This window comes from Marinifilum sp. D737 (assembly GCF_026672275.1).
GTDB lineage: Bacteria > Bacteroidota > Bacteroidia > Bacteroidales > Marinifilaceae > Marinifilum.
On the sequence record NZ_JANQCD010000006.1, the window covers coordinates 72,882 to 93,149 of the forward strand.

Consider the following 20,268-nt stretch of genomic DNA (forward strand, 5'->3'; position numbering starts at 1 on the left):
AATGAGTTTTACTTTTATTCATCAGCCAAAGCTTCTATTGGCTTTACATTTGCTGCCTTCCAGGCTGGGAAAAAACCTGCCAATAAACCAGCAAAAACCAATACACCTGTTGCCTGTAAGCCAACGCTCAAGTCCACTGAGGGATTCATAAAAAATTCAATTTGGGTATGTGGGGCCAATAGCTCTAATAACAACACTCCCATAACCAAACCCATATATCCTGCCGCAGAAGTAATTAAAACAGATTCTAGCAAAATTAAGCCAACTATGGATTTTGGACTTGCCCCTAGTGCTTTTCGAATCCCAATTTCGCGAGTTCTTTCGCGCACAACAATAATCATAATGTTACTAACTCCAACAATACCTGCAATAATGGTAAATGCTCCAATGATCCATACAAAAATTCTAATGCCCGAAAACAAAGCCATAGTGCGTTGATAACCTTCCATGTTGTTATTAATCCACATGGCTCTTCTGTCTTTTGCATCGAACTTGTGACGAGCAGCAAAACTCTTTCTTAAATGATTCTCCATTTGTTGCAATGCCTCAATATCATGAGTATTGGTTGTGAAAGACATATTGGAAATTCGATTGGCTCCATTAAAAACTCTTTGAGCAGTGGATACCGGGACATACACTCTTTGTAAATCTCTATCGGAATGATCAGTAAATACACCAATAACCTGAAATGGAATGCCATTTATTTTTACGTATTTACCAACAGGTTCTTCTTTTTTAAAGAGTGCTTCTTCTAAAATGGTGCTTATGGCAACCACCTTTCTAAATTGGTTTATATCAACATCATTTAAAAATCTTCCTTTTAGTGATGTTGTATTCTCCAAAACTTCTGTGTCGGGGTGTACTGCAATAATTTCATAGGAAACATACTCCGATTTGTATGAAATCACGTTATTTCTATAAATGGAATAGCGAGAACTAATTTTATCTACATCTAGCCCAGAATTTTTGGTGCGAGTATAATCCTCATTGGTAAACTGTATTCTTCTGCCAGGTTGCATGCCATCAAATGCCATACTGGTTCTACCACTATAGATCCAAAGACTATTCATCGCATCGCGTTTGAACTGATTTAAAACACCATTTTGTAGTCCATTGCCAGAACCCAAAAGGATAATCAGCATAAATATTCCCCAGGAAACACTAAAGCCTGTAAGAATGGTTCGAAGTTTATTTTTTCGGATGGTTTCAAAAATCTCCTGCCATTTGTCAAGATCGAACATGAATTAAAGTATTAGAGTTACACAATCAGCAATGAAAAATATTCACTGCCACAATTTGTGATATCCTAATATTTTGGTGGTAATAAGATAATTGGAAGGCTTTCTATTTGCAATATAGAGAAACTAGAAATAGATGTCAATGTAAAAATGAAAAAAGATCAACATCACAAGTATTAAATAATGTTTAAAACCGAACATTTTCTACTCTTAGGACTTGTTATTTCACAAATACTTTCTACTTTTGCGGCCGATTAAAGCTCATAAAGGTATTACTACTTGTTATTGTCAGGATATCAAGCTAGTAGGCCAAATGAAAATTAGGGGATTTTCATAAACTGAGTTTTTAGTTAGTTGGTTAATGGTTAGATAAAAATGGCTGAGTTCTTCAGCCATTTTTTATGCTATCATATTTAATCTTTTTTAACTTTCCTTTGCAGCTCTTAACCGCGTATTGCCATACCTTTGGAATGTATTCAAAAAGAAAAAAACAGAGTAGTTTTATCATAGATTGAGATTAAGGTTAACATTTAGTGTTAGGAAAGGATCGGAGGAGTTCGATCCTTTTTTGTTGCTCATAACTTGATAATTCATCTATTTTTCTCTTCCTTAGGTGGACATGAATGAAAAAGACATCTATAAAGGAATACCTTGTGATAAAATACCATGGATACATGAAACTCCTCCTGGTATTTTAATCAATCTCATTGAAAGCTTAGCTCCTCCAAGTTCGCATTTGCTCGATTTAGGTTGTGGACTAGGACATTATGCTGCCTTTTTCGCACAAAAAGGATACAAAATATCCGGAATAGATATCTCAAATACAGCTATCAAGCACGCTAAGCAATTATTTGAAACCAAAAAGTTAAAGGGAGATTTCTATGAGTTTGATTTGTGTAAATTATCCGATATTACACTGTCTCCAATAAATCTGGCCTACGAATTTGAAGTTCTACATCATGTTTATCCCGAATATCGGGAATTGTATGTACAGAATGTTTGTAAGCTATTAGCCGAGGGTTCATATTATCTTTCTATCTGTTTTAGTGAAAAGGATAAAAATTTTGGAGGAAAAGGCAAGTATAGAAAAACTCCAATTGGAACTGAACTCTATTTCTCTTCAGTAAAAGAAATTCAAGATTTAATGAGCCAGCATTTTAGGATTTTGGAGATAAAGGAAGTAGAATTGGAAGGAAAGACTATTCCACACCAGGCTGTATTTTGCCTGATGCAGAAAGTTAAATTTTAAACAAGATATTCACCAAACAGTTCATCGAAGACCTCTCCTTTGCTCAATCTGCCATTTACAAGACAAATAACAAATACCTTTCCTTTGGCACAGAGTTTATTGTCTGATGTTCGGTAGATATCTTCGTTGAATACCAATTTTAATCCTTCTCTTTCAATATTTAATCGTACTTCAAACTCATCACCGCTGGTTAAAGAGGTTTTGTAGTCAATCTCAATGCGCGATACCATCGCATCTACCCCTTCTTCATGTAATTGTTTAAAATTACTTCCAATTGATTCTAAGAACTCATGACGTGCATGCTCTAAATAGTTTTGATAGACTGAATTGTTAACTACTCCTTGGATATCGCACTCGTAATCGCGAACTTTTAGTGGTAATGTATAGATGTATTTGCTCATTTGAAATTTGTTTTGAAAGCATAAAACTATACAAATGATTTGAGGAATTTAAAAGATTCATAAATTTTGAATGTAATCATGAATGGAATATACCACCAATGGCCTCATTTTTCCCTTTAGCTTTAGCTGTGCTATCGGCTTATAATTGCTTAATCCATTTTGCTTTTTTAGCTCGTTCATTACATTTTCCGAAACCAAAATACTTGTATCAAATTCATTGCATCTTTTACACAAACGCGAAGCTGTATTTAGTGGATTACCATGATATGCCAATTCTTTTTTGATCTCTCCTACCTCGGCAACCGTCACCATTCCTAACTCCGATCCGGCTTTAAACCTTGGTATCATACCATACATTCTGGTATAGTATGCACTCTTCGTTTTCATCATGGTTTGATATCGAAAAAAAACATTCAAACAATCTTTGTAATTGATATCTGCATTTAGTTTCCAGCTTAGTACAACTTCATCCCCTACATACTGATAGATTTGTGCTTCCGTATTCGCAATCACTTTTGTTAAGTCATAAAAACAATCCTGTATCATCTCACTGTACTTTATATGCCCAAGCTTCTCGGCATAAATGGTTGACGAATTAAGATCCATAATTAAAAACAACCTGGATTCTTCACGCGGACGATGATATTTCCCCAAAAGAAAGTTGACCAAAACCCCTTGACCAAATTTCTCTGCTACACCAAGCACAAACAAAGCAAGAAATACACTTCCTGCCCAAAATAAAATTCCCGTCAGCATTCTCCATGAAATAACATAGTCGGTATAATGAATCCACACCTGTCGATCGAGCTTAAATTCCTCCTGTTTAAAGGCTGCGACAAGTAAAATGACCAGTGAATTAAAAATAATGATATTGAACAAGTAGAATGAGGATTTCACTAAAAGGGTATATAAAAAGCTCTTTTTACGAAACATTCTTGACAGGTATCTAATTTCGAGAAATGCTATTAAGCCAGAACTTAACAGGGTAATTAACAAACCAACACTTAGTACTTTAGGCAAATCGAAAGGAACTCCTTCAAATCGCAATACCGACCACTCGTAAATAATAATAAATACTGCTGCCAACATCCAAAACGATATCAGAAATAACACTTTATTTCTATCGGTACGGTTCATTATATCAGATTCAAAGTGAAAGCATTAATCCTAATTCAATTCAAACTGTGTCCATATTATTTATCGAACTAAGGTTATTGGTAAAGTTACGGCTTATTCAGAATATCATTACAATAAGATTTGTTGATTCACGATAGATTGCGTAACAATACAAAAAGAACCGGATGATCGATTTGCATCGAAAATCCGGCTCTACACTACTATTTAAACTTGCGCCTAATTTTAACTTAGGCAAACCAATTGGTGTGACTCATGCACCAAATTAGTAAAGTGTGGGACTGTGATTAAGGGGATTTCAACAGTCCCGTGGTGAATAGCATATCTAATTATTTCACCACTAACTTTTTAGTCCAGCTTTCTTCTCCAGAGCTTATTTGTACAATGTAAATTCCACTGCTTAAATTGCTGATATCAAACTTATCTGAGCCATCCGATATAAATGTATTAACAACTGTACCTGTAAGGTTAATTATCTTTACACTTACTTCTCCTGAAATTCCTCTTTGTTCCAATCTAAAATAATCGGTAGCAGGATTAGGATACAGCTTAATGCTTGCATTCTCTCCTAATGATCTGTCTCGAGTACTACTTCCACTTTGTACCTGAATGCCATAATCCTCTATTTCACCATAGGTAGTATTTCCACAAGCCTGAGGGGTTACATTGTAAGTAACGCGTACTCTCATTCGAGTAGCTCCTAAGCTGGCTGTAGCAGGAACTTGAATGCTACCAGTTGCTGTTCCAACACTACTACCATAATTGTAGCTTAAAGAGTATTCTTCATTCGCTCCGCTAAATTCTCCATCACGATTCCAATCGAACCATGCACTTACCTGGTTTCTTGAATCAGGACGACCAATATAAACGGTCATATCATAGCTCTGTCCCTGTTCAACATTTGCCACCTGGGATGTATTGTCAGAATATCCATCGCAAGTAGAGTTGTTATTGATCGTTCCAAATGAAACGTTTGAAATGTACTCGTAGGAACTACAACCATTTGTTGTTGCTTCACAGTAAGTTTGAGAAACTGGTGCGTTTACCGTAATCATATTGGTAATGGTTTTGGTATCGCTGCTACCGTTATTGGCTGCCGTTAAAGATACCGTATAAGTTCCTTCAGTACTATAGGTTACTGTAGGGTTTTGAGAGGTACTTACCGTTGGAGTACCTCCTGTAAAAGACCAATTCCATGAAGTAGGATTATTGGATGACAAATCCGTAAAGTTGATGCTTTCTCCAGTGGAAATACTTGTTTTATTTGCAGTAAAATTGGCTACCACTTCTTCTGCGCTACTTCCTGTAATATTGATATCGGCAACATAAGGAATCTTGTTGTAAGCTGTAACAGTTAGCTTAATCACTCCGCTCGAAGGCAATGGACTAATGCTCACATTTGCCGAACCGTTGTTGATTTTAGCAGTACCAATAATTTCACCATTAAGGGTCATTGAAACCCAGGCACCGTTGGCATTGCTGTTTATCGTAAAACTGTTAGCGCCAGGAGTAGCTGTTGCAGTATGATTCACTTGTATTGCGGTAGGTGTTTTGGTTCTTACTTGCAAAGAAGGATCGCCAAATACAGTCCAGGTGTCAATCATCTTCTCTCCGCCCGATCCGTATACATCTACCATTTTAAACATCCCGTTAAGGGCGATACCCGTAAAGGTTCTTCTAATGTTATTGGCGTAACTCTCAATTAAAATGTCATTCATCTCATTCTGTGCAATCATAGGTGGTACCCACGATTGATTAATGGTAGAAGCACAAATGGCCATTGCGCCTGTAGGTTTGCCATTGTGAGTAGCACGTAACCATGTTTCAGCAAAACAAGTGTTGTTCTTAAAATTCCCATTCACACAGGCCACATCAAAAATAAATGGTAGCTTGTTGTTATTGGTAAGATTGTTCACATTGGTATTGGTATACACCATACTTGCGAAGCCGGTATTAGAACCATGCCCAACATAATTTATGATTCCTTTACCGGCGTTCAGCAAGTTAGTCAATTGTGCAGCCGATCCACCATCCTGGTAACAGCGGGAAATGGTATAACCATAACCCTCCAGTTTGGTTTGAATGGCATTCATGTGCTCTTCGTCCGAAGGGTTATACCCCTCGTTGGATGCAATCCCTACACCCGATGCAAGCCATGTATCGGTAGAATTAACATCACGTTCGTAATGTATGGTTCTTTCAACCTGAGTAGTAACCTGTGCAGCAGTTTGTGCCGAAAAACGCCCTACAAAAATGTCGATGTAATGATCGTTCCCTACAATAAAACCATAATTATTATCCGAATCGCCTGCACTTGTATATGATGTAGGAACCTGTGGCGCATCACCAACCAATAGCAAATAAGTTAAACCATTGGTGTTGTAATAATTGCTAACATAGGTCTTAATAGCCGATGCACTACCAATGGTGCTGTATGCCACCATCTCAACAGGAATCCCTTTCTGCTTTTTCCAGGCAACAAAATCAGCCATTTCATCCATATAATCGTCGTAACAAATAATCAGCATTTTACCTGGTTCATCGTTCAAGGCCGTGTATTTGGTATTCGCAGGCGTATAGTTTAAGAAATGAGATTCATATACTTTTTCGAATCCTTTGTCTGAAGCTGTAGATTTAGCAGTGGATAAAATATTCTTTGTAGATCCTTTACCTGTTGCACTTACCTTAAGTTCCATATGTGTATAGATTCTTAAGATATTCTGAATTGGATTGTATGCAATTGGGTTCACCACCAAGGCCTGACCACGAACACTTCTTAAAATGTAAGGATCGTTAAGTGAAGCCAAATTTGAGGGGTAATAATCATCGTGTTGATAAGCCTTCCCATAGGAATATGGAATAGACTTTGGATCGATATCGCGAGTAAGATTACCTTTTGAAGGAACCACGCTGAAATTCTTGATCTCGATAAACTCCGAGGATAAAACTTCCACTTGCATTTCTGCACTTGATGGAATCATGATGGATTGAGCAAAACGTGGCAAAGCCGGGCTTCCCTTCTCAAGAATATCACCCATATTGTTGGCTTCTACTTTGTAGGCATTCTCAGACGCAATGTAGAGCAAATCATAGGAATTTAGCTTAAAGTCGATTAGGTAATCGCTACCAACAGCCGATTTTAAAATTAGTTCATTCTTGTCGTAACGAGTGTTTGGATCAATCTTAATGTGTTCTCGCTTCTGAGCCGAAGCACTTACTGAAATGAGTATGCCTATGGCAATAACCCATACTCTAAAAATGTAAAAGTTCTTTTTCATAAATCAAAATTTAGAATTAGTTAATGTATATTATCAATAAATAAATATTAAAATGGCAATGAGTCAAGTTACCACCTATCTTTCGATAGATCTATTCATTTATTACACCCCTTTATTCCGAAAAAAAACAAAAGGTAACCCTCGAAATAAAATTTATTATTGTTTATTTTACACGATTATTATTTAAAAGCTCTGTATCTGCCGAAAACACTAATAATGTAGCATAATAAAAGAAATGATTTTTTTGGCAATATCTTTAAAGTACCTATTTTAAAGATGTAATACATCCTACAGTTCGATGGAGTCGAATTAAACAATGTCTTATTTAGATTCCTAAATGTTTAGAGATGCACTTAAATAAATGTTTTGAAAATGGCAGACAACAAACAAGACGGTTAAATAATATTTAGAAATCTTATGATTCGAAGACGAAATTTGGCGTTAAAGCCTCATTTGGAATAAAAATAAGATCAGAATAAACATATTATATGCTTTGCTAATCTGTAAATATGTTTTAAATGGTTATCGATCATACATTTTCACTAACTCTTTAAATTTTATAGCAAAGAAGGAACGGTTTTGATTGCATAGTGTTTTTTTCTTTTTCCTCTAGGCTGAAGTGTCTGTATTGCTGTCAGGATAGAAAAAACCTGTCAGGACTATTTCTCGACAGGTTTCGCATTTTATATACTTTATTTTCTGAGGGTATCACTTGAAGTGATACTCTCAGTTGAAAAAATATTCATTAATTATTACCTTAATTGGAACATATAATTGATACTATGTATTTTGAAGAAGATTATCTTTTCACATATACAACAGAAGCAATAATGGAGCTCTCCTATTTTACACCCGTGATAATTATCTGTTTTTCCTCAAAAAGCTTCGCAAGCACTTAAAATCTTACGGCAGTATTCTTGCTTGGTGTTTAATGCCTTCGCATTTTCATATCTTGATAAAAGTAAACTCACTCCAGCCTAAAGATCGAAATATTGATTTAAACTCCTCAATTGGAAAATTACCTAGTAGCTACACAAGGGCTTTGCAAAAAGATCGGAACATAAAAGGTTCTTTATTTCAGAGTCATACCAAAGCCAAGTGTTTGAACAAGATTGAAGAAGTATGCCCCTCCTATTGGCAAACTGATTTTGGAGCAACAATTAATGTAAACCTGAACGATTATTCATATCCACAGATTTGCTTTAACTACATTCATATGAATCCTGTAACCGATAAACTAGTTCGTTCGCCTGAAGAATGGGAGTTTTCATCTTATCGCGATTATTTCTGTGAAAGGAAAGGTACCCTTATTGATTATGATTTGGCACGAAAAGAGGAATTATTAAATTGCTATGATATTGATACCCTCACTAGGAGTGAGAGCATCAAAAGCTAAAGATTAAAAGCATAAAAAAACCTGTCAAGATCAACTCCTGACAGGTTTCGCATTTTATATACTTTCTGAGGGTATCACTCAAAGTGATGCTCTCAGTTTTTTATTGCAAGTTACAATTGATACCCTCACTAGGAGTGATAGCATCAAAGTATCTCCTCTAGAAATCCTTCTTCTCTACATACTCGCTAAAGCTTTCGATTTTAAGATCGGCTTCGGACTTTTTGCAGATGGAATAGATAAAGGCTGATGCCAAACGTGCATTGGTTACCAATGGAACGTTTAAGTCGATGGCAGTACGTCTGATTTGGTAATCGTTGTTCAGCTCATCCTTGCTTAAGTTCTTTGGAATATTTACAACCAAATCTACCTTACGATCGCGAATCAAACTTACTGCGGTTTGCTCTTCGTTTTCATCTGGCCAAGCAACCGCTTCAACGGTCACACCATTTTCCTGAAGGAACTTTGCAGTACCTCTTGTGCCGTATAGCTTGTAGCCACGCTCTTCCAGCATTTTCGAGCTCTTTAGTAGCTCAAGCTTCGAGCGAATAGGTCCACTACTAATCAACACCGCCTTCTTCGGTACGCGATAACCCACTGATATCATTGCTTTTAATATCGCATCGTAGTAATCGGCACCCAAACAGCCAACTTCACCGGTTGAAGACATGTCTACACCCAATACCGGGTCAGCTTTTGACAGTCTCGAGAAGGAGAATTGCGATGCTTTTACACCGATATGTTCCAGCTCAAACATCGACGGAAGATTATTTGGAATCGGTACATCCAACATGGCCTGAGTTGCAGTTTCTACAAAATTATAGTCCATAACTTTCGATACAAATGGGAAACTACGGCTGGCACGAAGGTTACACTCGATAACCTTAATGTCGTTGTCTTTTGCCAACAACTGCATGTTGAATGGTCCTGTAATGTTCAATGATTTTGCAATCTTACGCGCAATCTTTCTGATTCTGCGTATGGTTTCGAAGTACAATTTCTGTGGTGGGAACACCAGGGTTGCATCTCCAGAGTGAACCCCTGCAAACTCAACGTGTTCAGAAATGGCATCAATCACAATTTCACCATTCTTGGCAACTCCATCGAACTCAATCTCTTTGGCTTCCTGAATAAACTCACTCACAACTACCGGATACTGCTTAGAAACCTGTGCAGCCAAATCAAGGAAGTGTTCCAACTCCTCGCGGTTCGATACCACGTTCATGGCAGCTCCTGAAAGCACGTAACTAGGACGAATCAATACAGGGAATCCCACTTCATCAATAAACTCGTGAATGGCTCCAATACTGGTCAACTCGCTCCATCGTGGCTGATCAACTCCCAATTCATCCAACATGGCCGAGAACGTCTGACGATTCTCTGCTCTGTCAATCGATTCAGGAGAAGTACCCAATACATTCACATCAGCATTATGAAGACGCATTGCCAGGTTCTGTGGAATCTGTCCACCAACCGATACAATTACTCCTCTAGGCGATTCCAAATCGATGATATCCAACACTCTTTCGAAGGAAAGCTCGTCGAAATACAGTCTGTCACAAACATCGTAATCGGTACTTACCGTTTCCGGATTGTAATTGATCATTACCGAACGTAAACCTTCTTTGTTTACTGCATTCAGGGCATTTACGCTACACCAGTCGAACTCTACCGATGAACCAATACGATATGCTCCCGATCCCAACACAATAACTGATTTGTTATCGGATACATAGTCGATGTCATTTTCATCACCACTATAAGTCAAATAAATGTAGTTGGTTTGTGCAGGATACTCCGCTGCAAGCGTATCAATTTGCTTCACAACCGGAACAATTCCCTTCTCTTTACGATGCTTTCTTACCGCCAATAATTCCGATTCCATATTGGTATTTTCTGGCTTTAGAACGAATCTTGCCAACTGGAAATCCGAGAATCCATATACTTTAGCTGCTTTAAGCAATTCATCAGGTAGAGCCTGTAAGTTGCTATGCTTTTGCAGATCCCATTTAATCTTAGTGATGTGCTCTAACTTGCTTAGGAACCATTTGTCGATCTTGGTTAGGTCGTGTACCTGATCGATGCAGTAGCCCTGTTCGAATGCCTGTGCAATGGAGAAAATACGCATATCGGTTGGATGCGTAAGCTCCTTCTCTACATCTTCGAACTTGGAGTGTACATTCCCTACAAATCCGTGCATTCCCTGTCCAATCATACGCAGACCTTTCTGAATGGCTTCTTCGAAGTTACGACCAATGGCCATTACCTCACCAACCGACTTCATACTTGATCCAATTTCTTTGGTCACCCCTTCGAACTTGTTCAAATCCCAACGAGGAATCTTACAAACTACATAGTCAAGCGCAGGCTCGAAACATGCAGTTGTGGTTTGTGTTACCGCATTCTTTAGCTCATGTAGTGCATAGCCTAAACCAAGCTTGGCAGCTACAAATGCCAATGGATACCCCGTTGCTTTTGATGCCAGTGCCGATGATCTCGACAGACGCGCATTCACCTCGATCACACGGTAATCTTCTGATTCAGGATCTAGTGCATACTGTACGTTACACTCTCCCACAACGCCCATGTGACGGATAATCTTAATGGCCAAAGCTCTTAGCTTGTGATATTCTGAGTTGGTTAGCGTTTGCGATGGAGCAATTACAATACTTTCCCCGGTATGGATTCCCAGTGGATCGAAGTTTTCCATATTACAAACCGTAATACAGTTGTCGTAAGCATCACGTACCACCTCGTATTCTACCTCTTTCCAGCCTTTCAACGACTCTTCAACCAAAATCTGGCTAGAGTAGGATAAAGCGTTCTCAGCAAGCTTTTTCAGCTCATCCATATTGGAACAGAAACCTGAACCTTGTCCTCCCAAGGTAAAGGCTGCACGCACAATAATCGGGAAACCTAATTTCTCTGCTGCATCCAATGCCCCTTGCACCGATTCTACAGCATAAGATTGAGGTGTTTTTACATCGATTTTGCGCAATTCGTTGGCAAAAATCTCTCTGTCCTCGGTTTTGATAATGGCTTCGATTGGTGTACCCAATACCTTTAGGTTGTACTTTTCAAGAATTCCTGATTCGAAAAGTTCTACCCCGCAGTTCAGCGCAGTTTGTCCTCCAAAAGCTAAAAGAATACCATCAGGTTTTTCCTTTAAGATTACTTGTTCCACAAAAAAGGGAGTAACCGGCAAAAAATAGATTTGATCGGCAACTCCCTTGGAAGTTTGTACGGTTGCGATATTCGGGTTAATCAATACGGTGTAAATACCTTCCTCTTTCATGGCTTTTAATGCCTGCGATCCGGAATAGTCAAATTCACCAGCTTCACCAATTTTCAGGGCTCCTGAACCTAATACGAGTACTTTCTTTATTTTATCTTTAATCATTTTTTTAAGCTCTTAGCTTTTAGCTCTCAGCTATCAGCAGTTAATTGTTAATTTGAAGGATTCTTGCAAGCCACTGACTAAAGTCAAGTGGCAATTGAAATAACTTCTCTTCGAGTGAATGAGAAAATAAGTCAAATATGTCCTCTTTTAATTAATAATTCAATTAGGGATTAATTGATAATTCTTAATTGCCTTGATTCTTTTCCATCATGTCAATGAAATCATCAAAAAGGAATTCTGTATCAGTTGGACCGCTGGATGCTTCAGGGTGAAACTGAGAAGCGAAAAATGGTTTGCTCACATGCTTGATTCCTTCACAGGTATTGTCGTTGGCATTAACGAATAATGGCTTCCACTCTTTCGGTAAAGTATCATTGTTGATTGCATAACCATGGTTCTGAGAGGTAATGAAACAACGCTTGGTTCCTTCCAAAACTACTGGCTGATTGTGACTTCTATGTCCGTATTTCAGTTTATAAGTATCAGCTCCGGCAGCCAATGCCATCAACTGTGTTCCCAGACAAATTCCCATAATTGGAGTATCCTGCTCGAATGCTTTCTTTAGGTTTGCAATGGCAGCTGTATTTTGCTTCGGATCACCAGGACCATTAGAGATGAATAATCCGTCGTATTCTTCCTGGGTAAAGTCATAGTCATGTGGAACTCGGATCACTGTTGTATCGCGCTTTAAAAGACATCTGATGATGTTGTTCTTTACTCCGCAATCCAACAATAGCACCTTATGCTTTCCTTCGCCATAAACTTTCTTCTCTGGTGTGCTAACCTGTGCAACCAGATTTTCAAGGTTAGGATCTTTCCATTCAGGCTCGTTCTCTTCAAATACAATTTTAGCCAGCATACTTCCTTGTTCACGAAGTTTTTTGGTCAATGCACGTGTATCTACACCGTAAACTCCAGGAATTTTGTGCTCTTTCATCCAATCTGCAAGACTTAAGCTTGCATTCCAGTGACTAAATTCTTCTGTGTAATCCGATACAATAAATGCAGATACCTGAATCTTTTCTGATTCGTAAAATCGGAACAGATCATCCTCTTGCAATGTTCCCGGAACACCGTAGTTCCCAATCAATGGGAAGGTACTCACCAAAATCTGCCCTTTGTACGAAGGGTCAGTCAAACTTTCCGGATAACCGGTCATTGCTGTGTTAAACACCATCTCTCCTGCCACGGAGCCCTCATACCCAAAAGATGTACCAATGTACTCTGATCCATCTTGTAAAATTAGTTTTGCTTTTGTCTGTTGTGACATAAAAGTTCTATAAAATGGTTATTAAATTCGATTAATAGTTAAATGCGCCTTATAGACAGCCCTTATATTCTATTTAGTAAGTTCATATATGCCTCTTTGGTCTTATGGAAATTGAAAGCCACGAATGTTTCATTCATTTTGCATACAATTCTGTCATTGCATAAGTTCCCAAGACTTCCTTCGTGAACGTGATTTATTTCGCCCTCGTGCTTAAACTTTCCTTCTTCTACCAGTTGTCCTACCTTCTTGTATGCATCACGGAAAGGAACGCCGTCCACAACCATTTTGTTTACTTCTTCAACTGTAAACAGATACTGGTAACGTTCGTCATTCAATACCTCTTCGTTTATCTTCACTTCCGATAGCATGATTCTGGTCATTTCCAGGCATGAAAGCATCTTATCAAACGAAGGCATAAAGAATTCCTTGGTCAGCTGATAATCTCTATGATATCCTGATGGAAGATTAGAAGTTACTGCCTGAATTTGCGCAGGAAGCATTTGCAATGCATTGGCATTTGCTCGGATAACCTCGAATACATCAGGATTTTTCTTGTGTGGCATGATACTACTACCTGTTGTTAACTCATCAGGAAAACTTAGAAAGTTAAAGTTCTGCGAGTTGTACAAGCATGCATCCATGGCTAGTTTGGCAATGGTCATGGCCATATTGGCTAGTGCTGAAAGAACCGTAAACTCCATCTTTCCACGCCCCATTTGCGCATAAACCACATTGTAGCTTAGGTTATCAAAACCTAGCAAATCGGTTGTCATTTGACGATTTAAAGGGAAAGATGAACCGTATCCTGCTCCAGATCCCAATGGATTTTGATTTACTACTTTATATGCTGATTGAAGCACCAACAGGTCGTCCGTTAAACTTTCAGCATATGACCCAAACCACAAACCAAATGATGATGGCATCGCCACTTGCAAGTGTGTATACCCTGGAATCAGAACATCTTTATAAGCATTACTTTTCTCAATCAATAAGTCGAATAGTAATCTTGCCTCACGAACGATTTCCTCGAGTTTGTTACGAGTAAACAGTTTTAAGTCCAAAAGAACCTGGTCATTTCTCGATCTTCCACTGTGTATTTTCTTACCGATATCTCCTAAAGATTGTGTAAGCAAATATTCAATTTGTGAGTGAACATCCTCGATACCATCCTCAATCACAAAAGCATCGTTTTTAATGGATGAATATATTTTTCTTAGTTCTTCCTGTATTAGCTTCAATTCCTTCTTTTCCAACAGACCAATAGACTGTAGCATTTCAATGTGAGCTAGTGATCCAAGCACATCAAAAGCAGCCAGTTCCAAGTCTAATTCACGGTCCATTCCAACCGTAAACTGCTCTATTTTCTTATCAACTTGTACGCCTTTGTCCCAAAGTTTCATATTCTGTGTGTATTTTGTGTTTGTATATATATTATGCTATTTGATAATTGTACTGTTCTTGCTTTTATCAGCAAGCTAAAAGCTGTTAGCCATTAGCATTTGGCTTTTTATATATTATTTATGCACTGTGAAATTGTTAAAGAACCTTTTGTTTTATTTTCCTCATTTACAAATTCACACATTAACTCATTCACTTCTCAGATTTTTAATCCGTTCAACAAGTTATAATATTTTTCGATGCCTTGCCCAATTTCTTTCACATAGATATACTCATCTGCTGTATGCGATCTTGCAGAATCTCCTGGTCCCAATTTTAATGTTGGAAATCCTTTCATAATTGCCTGATCGGATGTGGTTGGAGAACCATAATAGCCCATCCCTTGCTCTAAACCAGCCTGAATTAGTGGGTGTTCCAAAGGAATACCTGACGAGTTCATTCTGAATGATCTTGCCTTTACATCGCTTTCAACATTCGCTTTAATGATTTTAAAAGCTTTCTCGTTAGAGTAATGCTCGTTGGTTCTAACATCTACAACATAGGTACATGATGCTGGAATTACATTGTGCTGTTTCCCTGCATTAATCTGCGTTACAGTCATTTTAACCGGCCCAAGCATTTCTGATTCATTCTCAAACTTAAAAGAATGAAACCATTCGATATCTTTTAAGGCAAGACTTATGGCATTTACACCTTCGTTTCTGGCAGCATGTCCAGGAACTCCTATGGCTTCACAATCAAGCACCATCAGTCCCTTTTCTGCAATGGCCATTTCCATTAGGGTTGGTTCTCCTACAATGCCAACGTCAATTCTTCCAATTTCATCCTGAACCAACTCAAATCCATTCTTTCCTGATATTTCCTCTTCTGCTGAAGCACAAAATACTCTATTGTACTCTTGCTCGGTCTCATCCAGTGCCATGAAAGTTGCCATTAGTGATACCAAACAACCTCCTGCATCATTACTTCCTAATCCGTAAAGTTTATTATTTACAACTTCAGGATTGTAAGGATCTTTGGTCCACTTTTCGTTGGGTTTTACGGTATCCAAATGAGAATTCATAAGCAAAACTGGTTTGCCTTCCTTAAAATTCTTATTGAATATCCATACGTTATTGCCTTTTCTGTACACCTTATATCCAAAGTCTGATAGCTTCTTCTCCATCACATCAGCAACAAGGTTTTCCTCTTTACTGAAAGACTGGATCGAAATCAGCTCTTTTAATGTACTTAGGGCGATATTTGTGTATTTATCTATATTCATGGTTCGTCTATTGAATAATCTGCGTGCCTGATGAATGATTGCTCTCCATTGAAACAAAATTACCGATGATTACTTCCTCAACTCCTTGCGATAAAGCATAAAAAGCATTTTCAGTTTTCGGCATCATCCCAGTATTAATGACACCATCTTTTACCATTTGGGCACACTGTTCTGTATTCAAAACCGGCATTACACTACTATCATCATCGGCATCCATTAAGACTCCTAACTTTTCGAAACTGTATACTAGCTTCACCTTGTAAAAACGGCTTAAAGCAGCAGCAACTTTGGTTGCAATGGTATCTGCGTTGGTGTTTAGCAATTGACCTTTACCGTCATGTGTTATCGGCGCAATTACCAAAGTAGAGTTGCACTCAATCTGTTTGCACAAAGCCAATGTATTCACTTTCGTGATATCGCCTACAAAGCCAAAATCAATTGTAGGATGATTACGCTTTTCTGCCAGGATCAAATCCTGATCGGCACCACACATTCCCATTGCATTTACTCCTCTGGCCTGAAGTGATGCCACAATATTCTTGTTCACCAAGCCGGCATACACCATAGTAACCAACTTTAGGTTTTCAGCATCAGTAATTCTTCTGCCATTCACCATTTTGGTTTTCACTCCAAGTTCTCCTGAAAGATCCGATGCCAGCTTTCCTCCTCCATGTACCAAAACCACTTTGCCACTCAAGTTTGAAAATGCATCCAGAAAGTCATTCAGTTTATCTGGATCATCAATTACGTTTCCTCCAATTTTCACTACTGTTAGTTCGCTCATTTCTCTTTACAATTTGGGTTTTTACTAGTTTGTGTTAAGCCGCACAAGTGCTTGCCAATACACAATTAAACGCTTCAATAAATTGATCTGCCTCTTCCTTTGTAATCGAAAGCGGTGGCAACAAACGAAGTGTGTTCAGTCCTGAAGAACCTGTAAATATTCCATGTTCTTTCAATAGCTTCGTTCTAATTTCCGACATGTTTTCAATGTCGATACCAATCATTAAGCCTTTCCCCCTTATTGCTTTTATCGCTTGGTTTTCTTTTAATTTATCGATTAAATAATTACCAATTTCTACTGCATTTTCAAGCAGATGCTCTTCTTTAATTGTTTCCAGAACAGCTGTTGCAGCAGCACATGCCAGGTGATTTCCTCCAAATGTGGTTCCCAACATTCCTTTCCATGCTTTGATTCCCGGAGCTATCAAAACTCCTGCAATTGGAAAACCATTTCCCATTCCTTTTGCTGTGGTAATGACATCTGGTTTAACACCTGAATACTGGTGTGCAAAAAACTTTCCGCTTCTTCCAAAACCTGATTGGATCTCATCCAAAATCAACAGCGCATCATTCTGTTCGCATGCTGATTTTGTTGCTTTCAAGAAATCGGCACTTGGTTCAAATACACCATTAACACCTTGAATTCCTTCTATGATCACCGCTGAAACATCACCTGCTTCAAGTTCTTTTACCAGACTCTCCGTATCATTCATTTCAACAAAAATCACATTGTGTTTTGCATTGAATTCTGACGATAATTTTGGATTGTCAGTAACCGAAAGTGCTCCCCCGGTTCTACCATGAAATGCTCCTTTAATCGAGATTATCTTTGATTTCTGATTGTGGAATGATGCTATTTTCAATGCATTCTCATTGGCTTCGGCTCCCGAGTTGCATAGGAATAGATTATAATCATCATATCCGCTAAGCTGGCCTAATTTACTGGCCAGTTTTTCTTGCAATTCGTTCTTTACCGCATTGGAATAGAATCCTAAACAATGCAGTTGGTTTTCAATCCTAAACATGTAATGTGGATGAGAATGACCTATGGAGATCACTCCATGGCCGCCATAAAAATCCAGGTATTGATTTCCCTTGTCATCAGAAAGTTTCATGCCTTTTCCGTTAACAAGATTTATATCATAACAACTATATACGTCGAATAATTTCATTTTTTCTTTTTTATTAAACATCCCCCCTTTATCCCCCTTCAAAGGGGAAATTTTAGAATTGCCTTTTCCCCTCTTGAGAGGGGATTAAGGGGTGTTATTCATTTAAAAACCAATCGGCTTCAATCCCAACCCTTCTTTTTCATTCAATCCAAACATGATATTCATGTTCTGAACTGCCTGTCCTGATGCTCCTTTTAATAGATTATCTACGACCGAGATAATCATTAATTTATTTCCATGTTTCTCAAGATATAACACGCATTTATTGGTGTTAACTACTTGTTTTACATCAGGTGTTACATCAGAAATTGAAACAAAAGGGTGTTCTGAATAATAAGATTGATATTTCTCTTTTGCTTCTTCAATGCTCCACTTGCAATCAGTATAGATTGTTGCCATGATTCCTCTGCTAAAATTCCCTCTTACCGGAATAAAGTTGATTGCTTTTGAGTAATCAGGCTGCAACTGAAGCACAGATTCAGTAATTTCAGCCAAATGTTGATGGGTAAAGGCTTTGTAAACTGCTACATTGTTATTCTTCCAGCTAAAATGAGAAGTTACCGTTGGATTTTGTCCTGCTCCGGTCGATCCTGTTATAGCATTTACATGGATTTCTTCATTTAATTGCTTTTCTTCTGCCAATGGAAGTAAGCCCAATTCAATACAGGTAGCAAAACATCCTGGATTTGCAATTCTATTAGCCGTTTCAATGCTTTCCTTATTCAATTCTGGCAATCCGTAAACAAAACCACCATTATTGTTTTTAGGTCTGTAATCAGTACTTAAATCAATAATATACAAATCATTCGGCAAGTTATTCTGTTCTAAGAAAGCCTTGGTTTTTCCATGGCCCGAACAAATAAATATCACATCTACCACTGAATAATCAGCTTCTCCAAAAATTAAATCTGTATCACCAAGTAAATCCTTGTGCACATCAGTAATTGGATGGCCTGCATGGCTTGTACTTTGTACAAAAGCAATATTTACAATTGGGTGCCAAACTAATATGCGTAGCAATTCTCCTGCAGTATATCCTGCACCACCTATAATTCCAACATTCACCATCTTATTGCTTATTTACTGTATGATAAATTTGAAGAGAATTTGCAAGGATGTTTGTAAAACCTTTTACATCATCTGCGGTCCAACCTTCATTGCTTTCGCCATATTGACCAAACAAGTCAGACATCAAATCATTTGGAGATTCAATTCCTTCAACAAGAAACTGTTTTGGGCTCATATTAATGAAAACTGTACCATTCACATTCTTTTGTGAATCAAGAAGGAAAGTTTCCATATTTCTCATTACTGGCTCCAAATATTGCGCTTCGTGAAGCAACATTCCATAGAAATTGGAAATCTGTTCTTTCCAGTACATTTGCCACTTTGTTAAAGTGTGCTTTTCCAAAGTCTCATGAGCTTTTATAATCATTAGAGGAGCTGCAGCTTCGAATGCTACTCTACCTTTCGTACCAATAATGGTATCACCTACGTGCATGTCTCTTCCGATACCGAAAGCTGCTCCAGCGGCTTCTATTTTTTGTATTGCCTCTAAAGCGTGTGCTACCTTTTCGCCATTAACTGCCACCAATTCACCTTCTTTAAACTCAATGCTTAACTTCTCAGGCTCTGTTTTTTCAACTTGCTTTGGATAAGCTTCCTCAGGCAATGGCTCGCTTGAAGTTAGGGTCTCTTTTCCTCCAATACTGGTTCCCCAGATTCCAGCATTAATCGAATACTTCATTTTCTCGAAGTTTGCATTAATACCATGATCTTTCAAATACTGAATTTCAGTTTCTCTGCTTAATTCAAGATCTCTGGTTGGAGTAATAATTTCGGCATTTGGAGCCATGATTTTAAAAATCAAATCGAATCTAATTTGATCGTTTCCTGCTCCTGTACTACCGTGTGCAATATAATCTGCATTAATGGAATGAGCATATTGAGCAATGGCCATTGCTTGAAATGCTCTCTCTGAGCTTACTGATAATGGGTATGTATTGTTTTTAAGCACATTCCCCATAATCATGTACTTGATACATTTTTCGTAGTATTCTTTTGTAATATCCAGCGATACGTGTTCAACAACGCCCAATTGTTTGGTTCTATCTTCAATTTCAGCCAGTTCTTCATCGCTAAAACCACCTGTATTTCCTAATGCTGTGTACACATCCATCCCCAACTCCTTAGAAAGGTAAAGTGCACAATATGTTGTATCTAATCCGCCGCTATATGCTAATACTACTTTTTTCTTATCTGTTGTCATTGTTTTTTCTTTTTAGATT

General features: G+C 38.0%; 14 protein-coding genes. 2 read left to right on the forward strand and 12 right to left on the reverse strand.

Annotation, left to right across the window (positions count from 1 at the left end; all coding sequences use genetic code 11):
* Positions 1–14 precede the first annotated feature (14 nt).
* Complete coding sequence (locus tag NQ163_RS05815) at positions 15–1,241, reverse strand: ABC transporter permease (RefSeq protein WP_268189330.1); 1,227 nt, start codon at positions 1,239–1,241, stop codon at positions 15–17.
* 616 nt (positions 1,242–1,857) lie between these two features.
* On the opposite strand from NQ163_RS05815, the gene NQ163_RS05820 reads away from it, so the two are divergent.
* Entirely contained in the window at positions 1,858–2,487 is a 630-nt protein-coding gene (locus tag NQ163_RS05820; protein ID WP_268189331.1) for a class I SAM-dependent methyltransferase, read from the forward strand.
* Here NQ163_RS05820 and NQ163_RS05825 read toward each other — a convergent pair.
* From NQ163_RS05825 to NQ163_RS05835, 3 genes are all read right to left on the reverse strand, one after another.
* Complete coding sequence (locus NQ163_RS05825) at positions 2,484–2,888, reverse strand: acyl-CoA thioesterase (protein ID WP_268189332.1); 405 nt, start codon at positions 2,886–2,888, stop codon at positions 2,484–2,486. The two genes, NQ163_RS05820 and NQ163_RS05825, sit on opposite strands and share 4 nt — an antisense overlap.
* Before the next feature lie 57 nt (positions 2,889–2,945).
* Positions 2,946–4,025 carry an adenylate/guanylate cyclase domain-containing protein gene (locus NQ163_RS05830; RefSeq protein ID WP_268189333.1) on the reverse strand — a complete coding sequence of 360 codons (1,080 nt, stop codon included), beginning with the start codon at positions 4,023–4,025 and terminating at the stop codon, positions 2,946–2,948.
* Between the two features lie 326 nt (positions 4,026–4,351).
* On the reverse strand, positions 4,352–7,300 hold the full coding sequence (locus tag NQ163_RS05835; RefSeq protein WP_268189334.1) for a C25 family cysteine peptidase: 2,949 nt from the start codon (positions 7,298–7,300) through the stop codon (positions 4,352–4,354).
* A gap of 1,102 nt (positions 7,301–8,402) precedes the next feature.
* Here NQ163_RS05835 and NQ163_RS05840 point away from each other — a divergent pair.
* A complete protein-coding gene (locus NQ163_RS05840) occupies positions 8,403–8,696 on the forward strand; it encodes a hypothetical protein (protein WP_268189335.1) in 294 nt (97 codons plus the stop codon).
* 157 nt (positions 8,697–8,853) lie between these two features.
* Here NQ163_RS05840 and carB read toward each other — a convergent pair whose 3' ends face one another.
* The 8 genes from carB to NQ163_RS05880 all read right to left on the reverse strand — a co-directional run bounded on the left by carB (position 8,854) and on the right by NQ163_RS05880 (position 20,249).
* A complete protein-coding gene (gene carB / locus NQ163_RS05845) occupies positions 8,854–12,093 on the reverse strand; it encodes a carbamoyl-phosphate synthase (glutamine-hydrolyzing) large subunit (RefSeq protein ID WP_268189336.1) in 3,240 nt (1,079 codons plus the stop codon).
* Between the two features lie 184 nt (positions 12,094–12,277).
* Positions 12,278–13,363 carry a glutamine-hydrolyzing carbamoyl-phosphate synthase small subunit gene (gene carA / locus NQ163_RS05850; RefSeq protein WP_268189337.1) on the reverse strand — a complete coding sequence of 362 codons (1,086 nt, stop codon included), beginning with the start codon at positions 13,361–13,363 and terminating at the stop codon, positions 12,278–12,280.
* 62 nt (positions 13,364–13,425) lie between these two features.
* The gene (gene argH / locus NQ163_RS05855) at positions 13,426–14,763 is read right to left on the reverse strand and encodes an argininosuccinate lyase (RefSeq protein WP_268189338.1); all 1,338 of its coding nucleotides are present in this window, start codon (positions 14,761–14,763) and stop codon (positions 13,426–13,428) included.
* 197 nt (positions 14,764–14,960) lie between these two features.
* Entirely contained in the window at positions 14,961–16,025 is a 1,065-nt protein-coding gene (locus NQ163_RS05860) for a M20 family metallo-hydrolase (protein WP_268189339.1), read from the reverse strand.
* 7 nt (positions 16,026–16,032) lie between these two features.
* On the reverse strand, positions 16,033–16,809 hold the full coding sequence (argB, locus tag NQ163_RS05865; RefSeq protein ID WP_268189340.1) for an acetylglutamate kinase: 777 nt from the start codon (positions 16,807–16,809) through the stop codon (positions 16,033–16,035).
* Positions 16,810–16,843: 34 nt separating this feature from the next.
* Positions 16,844–17,980, reverse strand: coding sequence for an aspartate aminotransferase family protein (locus NQ163_RS05870; RefSeq protein ID WP_268189341.1), 1,137 nt, complete (start codon positions 17,978–17,980; stop codon positions 16,844–16,846).
* A 102-nt stretch (positions 17,981–18,082) separates the two neighbouring features.
* Entirely contained in the window at positions 18,083–19,048 is a 966-nt protein-coding gene (gene argC / locus NQ163_RS05875) for an N-acetyl-gamma-glutamyl-phosphate reductase (protein ID WP_268189342.1), read from the reverse strand.
* A gap of 1 nt (position 19,049) precedes the next feature.
* Positions 19,050–20,249, reverse strand: a complete 1,200-nt coding sequence (locus NQ163_RS05880) for an argininosuccinate synthase (RefSeq protein ID WP_120241274.1) — start codon at positions 20,247–20,249, stop codon at positions 19,050–19,052.
* Between the last annotated feature and the right edge of the window lie 19 nt (positions 20,250–20,268).

Coding starts and splice junctions, on each gene's coding strand:
- NQ163_RS05815 (WP_268189330.1), bottom strand. CDS start 1,241: ATGTTCGATCTTGACAAATGGCAGGAGATTTTTGAAACCATCCGAAAA.
- NQ163_RS05820 (WP_268189331.1), top strand. CDS start 1,858: ATGAATGAAAAAGACATCTATAAAGGAATACCTTGTGATAAAATACCA.
- NQ163_RS05825 (WP_268189332.1), bottom strand. CDS start 2,888: ATGAGCAAATACATCTATACATTACCACTAAAAGTTCGCGATTACGAG.
- NQ163_RS05830 (WP_268189333.1), bottom strand. CDS start 4,025: ATGAACCGTACCGATAGAAATAAAGTGTTATTTCTGATATCGTTTTGG.
- NQ163_RS05835 (WP_268189334.1), bottom strand. CDS start 7,300: ATGAAAAAGAACTTTTACATTTTTAGAGTATGGGTTATTGCCATAGGC.
- carB (WP_268189336.1), bottom strand. CDS start 12,093: ATGATTAAAGATAAAATAAAGAAAGTACTCGTATTAGGTTCAGGAGCC.
- carA (WP_268189337.1), bottom strand. CDS start 13,363: ATGTCACAACAGACAAAAGCAAAACTAATTTTACAAGATGGATCAGAG.
- argH (WP_268189338.1), bottom strand. CDS start 14,763: ATGAAACTTTGGGACAAAGGCGTACAAGTTGATAAGAAAATAGAGCAG.
- NQ163_RS05860 (WP_268189339.1), bottom strand. CDS start 16,025: ATGAATATAGATAAATACACAAATATCGCCCTAAGTACATTAAAAGAG.
- argB (WP_268189340.1), bottom strand. CDS start 16,809: ATGAGCGAACTAACAGTAGTGAAAATTGGAGGAAACGTAATTGATGAT.
- NQ163_RS05870 (WP_268189341.1), bottom strand. CDS start 17,980: ATGAAATTATTCGACGTATATAGTTGTTATGATATAAATCTTGTTAAC.
- argC (WP_268189342.1), bottom strand. CDS start 19,048: ATGGTGAATGTTGGAATTATAGGTGGTGCAGGATATACTGCAGGAGAA.
- NQ163_RS05880 (WP_120241274.1), bottom strand. CDS start 20,249: ATGACAACAGATAAGAAAAAAGTAGTATTAGCATATAGCGGCGGATTA.